The 4,062-nt window shown below is 72.4% G+C and carries 3 protein-coding genes and 1 pseudogene; 2 read left to right on the top strand and 2 right to left on the bottom strand.

The genetic code is table 11. The annotated features are described in order from the left end of the window. Positions 1-218, bottom strand: a pseudogene (locus ACLEQD_RS38445) (hypothetical protein); the annotation flags it as partial. A gap of 16 nt (positions 219-234) precedes the next feature. Continuing rightward, complete coding sequence (locus tag ACLEQD_RS38440) at positions 235-1,995, bottom strand: VWA domain-containing protein (protein ID WP_410390813.1); 1,761 nt, start codon at positions 1,993-1,995, stop codon at positions 235-237. Between the two features lie 489 nt (positions 1,996-2,484). Between ACLEQD_RS38440 and ACLEQD_RS38435 the strand changes: the two genes are divergently transcribed. Together ACLEQD_RS38435 and ACLEQD_RS38430 are read left to right on the top strand one after the other, a co-directional pair. Continuing rightward, a complete protein-coding gene (locus ACLEQD_RS38435; RefSeq protein ID WP_171414979.1) occupies positions 2,485-3,156 on the top strand; it encodes an RNA polymerase sigma factor in 672 nt (223 codons plus the stop codon). A 45-nt stretch (positions 3,157-3,201) separates the two neighbouring features. Beyond that, on the top strand, positions 3,202-4,062 hold an 861-nt coding region (locus ACLEQD_RS38430), incomplete at its 3' end, for a zf-HC2 domain-containing protein (RefSeq protein WP_410390812.1).

The following is a 4,062-nucleotide window of genomic DNA, read 5'->3' as shown; positions in this document are numbered from 1 at the left end:
CCCCAGACGTGGCCCCGCACGCGCGGCAGCGCCTCCAGCCCTTCCGGACCGGCCGGCTCGCGCGCGGTGGCCTCGCGGCCCTTCACCTCGAAGCGCCACCAGCCCGGGGCGACGGGCTGGGTGACGCGCAGGCGGCGTGAAGGCGCGTCCACGGTCCCGCCGCCGAAATACGGCAGCACCGCCGACTCCACCTTCCCGAGCAGCTTCCGGTAGTCCACGCCCCTGCCTCCTTCTTCACGCCACCTTCAACAGCGGCGTGCTCATCACCCGGTCCACCCAGCCGGACTGGCTGGCCCCCGCCTCGCGCGGCGCGTCCATCAGCGCCTGGAGCACGCGCGGCACCTGGTACGGGTCCGCGAACTGCCCCACGCTCACTTCACTGAAGGGCACGCCCAGCTGCTTCGCGCCCGAGCGCACCGTGCTGCCGCGCGCCCCCGCCACGCTCACCAGCAGCGCCATGGCCGCCACGCTGTAGCCACACGCGTGGAAGGCCCGGGCGAACTGGTCGCCTGCCTCGCCCGCCTCGTCACCCACCACCATCACCACCAGCTTCGCCTCCGCCGGGATGCGCACGCCGGAGCGGTGCAGTGCGTGGACACCGGCCGCGTGCACCGTGCCGCCGGACGCCTTCAGCCCGGCCAGCATGTGCTGCACCGCCGTGCGGTTCGGCGCCTTGGGCTTGAGCACCGTGCCCATGGTGTCGAACGCCGCCACGTGCAGCTTGTCCATCGGGAAGCCCGCGAGGATGCGCGACAGCGCCTCCTTGGACTGCTCGATGGCGCCCTCCATGGAGCCCGACTTGTCGATGAGGAACATCACCCGCACGTCCGTCTCCGCCGTCGCCTCCGCCACCGCCTTCTTCACCGCGTTGTCGCTCGCCTCTTCCAGCTTGCGGCGCACGTCCTGGCTCCGGACGTTCTTCGCGATGTTCAGCGAGCGCTGATCCGTCGCGTTCGCCACCGCCCGCTCCCAGCGCGCCTTCACGGAGGGCTCCTGCAACAGGCCCAGGTCCTCCAGCGTGGGCGTCATCAGCCGCAGGTCGCGGTCCGACAACGACGGCAGCAGCGTCGCCAGGATGGCGGGCGTGAGGCCCACGTCCTTCGGCAGCCGGCCCACGACCTCCTTGTAGGAGAGCCGCTCCAGCTCAATCCACTCGCAGATCTCCGCCTCGGAGAGGCCGTCGAAGCGCTCGCGCTTCACCAGCGTGAGGCCCTGCAGGCCCACCTGCCGGTGGCCCCCGTCCGCCTGCTTCTGCTTCCAGCCGAGCACCTCGAAGAAGCCCTGCGACTGGGGCTTGTAGCCTGCCTTGCGCGCCAGCCGCTTCAGCGTCTCCTTGTAGCCCGCCTTCACCAGGCCCTGGAGCATGGGCAGGTTCGCCTCGCGCGCGGCCAGCCACTTCTGGGCCACGCGCTTCCAGCGGCCCAGCGGCGGCTTGCGCGACGCCGGATCTCCGAAGCCCGCGGCGCGGTTGAGGCGCGCGATCTCCGGCGTCTCCAGGAGCTCCGCCACGCGCAGGACGGCCTTGGGCGTGAGCATCCGCGTGGAGCGGCGCACGTAGTGCAGCACCATGGCCTCGCCGATGGCGCGGTAGTCGTCGTCGTGGAAGGCGACGGCGCCCTGGCCGTCGCGCACGGGCTGGCCCGCGTGCTCCTGCACCAGCATCAGCGCGCAGGTGGCCACCTTCAGGTCGCGCCAGTCCGTCTGCGTCAGCGCGTACGACGCGAAGTGCGCCATCAGCATGGGGTTGAGGCGGTGGAGCTCCAAGAGCTGGCCGTACAGCTTCACCGCGGCGGGGACGAACAGGCCCGGCGCCACCTTGCGGCCGCGCGCCTGCGCCTTCGCGTCCGCGTTGGCGGCGGCCACCCAGGCGCCGTTCACGTCCAGGCCCGGGCGGTGGTGCCACAGGTGGGCGGAGCCGCCGAGCACCACGTCGAGCAGTCGCTCGGCCGGTCCGCGCTGCGTCTCCGGAAGGGTCGTCTGGGTGCGAGCAGTCATGGCGGGCGTCCCCCTTTCGGGACGGAGGCATGCCCGGAAGGGCCGCCTGGGGTTGGGAGGGAAAAGGTGAGCGCCCGAGTGAGGAAGCCGGAAGGCTGAATCCAGAGTTCAGTGCCGGACCGCCGGCGGTCCCCCCCGCCTTGCGAGCGGAAGGGGTGGAGTCGAACCACGGCGTGTAGGGCCTCTTCGGCCGGGCGCTCGAAAGCGATGCGCCCCTGGACGCCCCCCTGGCCGGAATCCTGACGGAACCATTTCCGGGGCCTTGCGGGCTGGCGCCGGGCCTTCGGGCGCCTTCATGGAGAAGACCCGCCGCGTCATGCGCGGGGCCCGGAAAAAGGTCCGTCAGGAAATGCCGGGGGCTGGCGTCGGGGGTTCTGGTAACCAGTCGGAGGCTGTCCGCGGATGCAACGTGCTACCTTGCCGCGCCACATCCCCGTAACCCAACCTCTCGGGATGAGGACGTCCCGGGACAGCCTCCAGGGTCCTCCGGTGTACGAGCAGCTCACGGATGAGGAATTGTTCGCGGAGGTGTCCCGCCGCCGCGCCACGGGCGAGGCCGTGGGGACCCCGCTGGGGGCCTTGTGCGCGCGATGGGCGCGCCCGGCCCGCTACGTCATCAGCAGGATTCAGGGCAGCTACGGACGCGGCTCCCCGGCGGACGCCGACGAGCTCTTCCAGGACGCGGTGGGGAAGTTCCTCGACCGGGGCCTGGACCAGTTCCGGGGCGTGTCCGAGCAGATGCCGGGCAGGAGCGCGTCTCCCAAGACGTTCTTCCTGCGCATCGTCAAGCACGTCGCCATCGACTTCTACCGGCGGCACCGGGAGGAGCTGGCGCCCGCGCCGTCCTCGCCCGACGACGTGATGGAAGAGACGCCGTCCGAGGTGGCCCGGGCGGTGGAAGGCGCACGGCGTCGCGAGGAGCGCGCCGAGGCGCAGGAGCTGTACTGGGCCGCCTACGCCAGGCTCCAGCAGGAGCACCCCAAGGAGGCTTCCGCATGGGAGCTGTATCACCACGAGGACGTGGAGGATCACGAGGAATGCGCACGCCGTTTGGACATCAGCGTGGTGAACTCCTACAAGCGCGTCAGCCGCGCCCAGGCATACCTGCGTTTGTACCTGCTGGAGCTGCAGCGGGACGGACTGCCGGAGGAGCCGTCGTGACGCCCCGCGGGGGCTCCAGTCCTCCGCCCTGCCCGGGATGTCGCGATGAAGGGCGACGCGCTGTCCCGCTACCAGGCCCGGTACGCGCGCCTGGGCGCGGGCCCCCTCCCGGTGGGCGAGCTGTTGGAGCTGGTGGGGGAGGTGCTGCGCCGCTCGGACCGGCTGGGCACCGACGGGGTGGAGGAGGCCTTGAAGGGCCTGGACCGCCCCGAAGTGGAGGCCTGGCTTGCCCAGCAGAAACCGCAGGCGCTCCAGCCGCTGCTCCTGCGTGCCGCCGAGGAGTCGATGGAGGTGGCGCTGGGCGAGGAGGGTGAGGAAGCGGAGCTGTGGCGCACGTCCGCGCTGGAAGGACTGGCCGCCCGGGACCGGGCCGCCTCCGCCGCCCGCGCGCTCGCCACCTGGGAGCTCCTGAAGGGCCCGCTGGACGGGGACGCGCTCGCCGCTCGCGAGCGGCTCCTCGGGGCGCTGGGCCACCTGGACACCGCGCTGCGCTCCCGGGCGCGCTGGTTCATCCCGCTCAACGCCGAGCGCCGCGCCGAGCGCGACCTGCTGGACCCCGTGGAGCGTCCCGGCGCGTGGTGGTTCTCCGCGCGGGCCAGCTGCGATGACCTGGTGGCGTCCTGGACGGGCCGCCCCATGAAGGATCCGGACCACCTGAAGGACTGTGCCAGCTGCCGCGCGGACCGGGCGGACACCGCGGTGGTGGACAGCCCCCCGCGCCGTCACCTCACGGACGACGAGCTGTGGCGGCTGGACTCGGGGGAGATGGGCCGCGAGGAGCGCGAGCGCGTGGAGGCCCACACGGCGGGCTGTGGCGAGTGCGCGCAGGCCGTGCTGGCGCTGGAAGAGGGCGACGCCGCCATCGACGAGGCGCTGGAGCTGGATGAGGACGGGGCGCAGGCCCCG

Source organism: Corallococcus sp. 4LFB, assembly GCF_046520365.1.
Taxonomy (GTDB): domain Bacteria; phylum Myxococcota; class Myxococcia; order Myxococcales; family Myxococcaceae; genus Corallococcus; species Corallococcus caeni.
Note: the sequence above shows the minus strand (reverse complement) of the source record. Positions and strands in the feature narration are given on the sequence as shown.

Excerpts from the sequence above, each read along its gene's own strand:
- ACLEQD_RS38440 (WP_410390813.1), bottom strand. The coding sequence starts at position 1,995 with ATGACTGCTCGCACCCAGACGACCCTTCCGGAGACGCAGCGCGGACCG.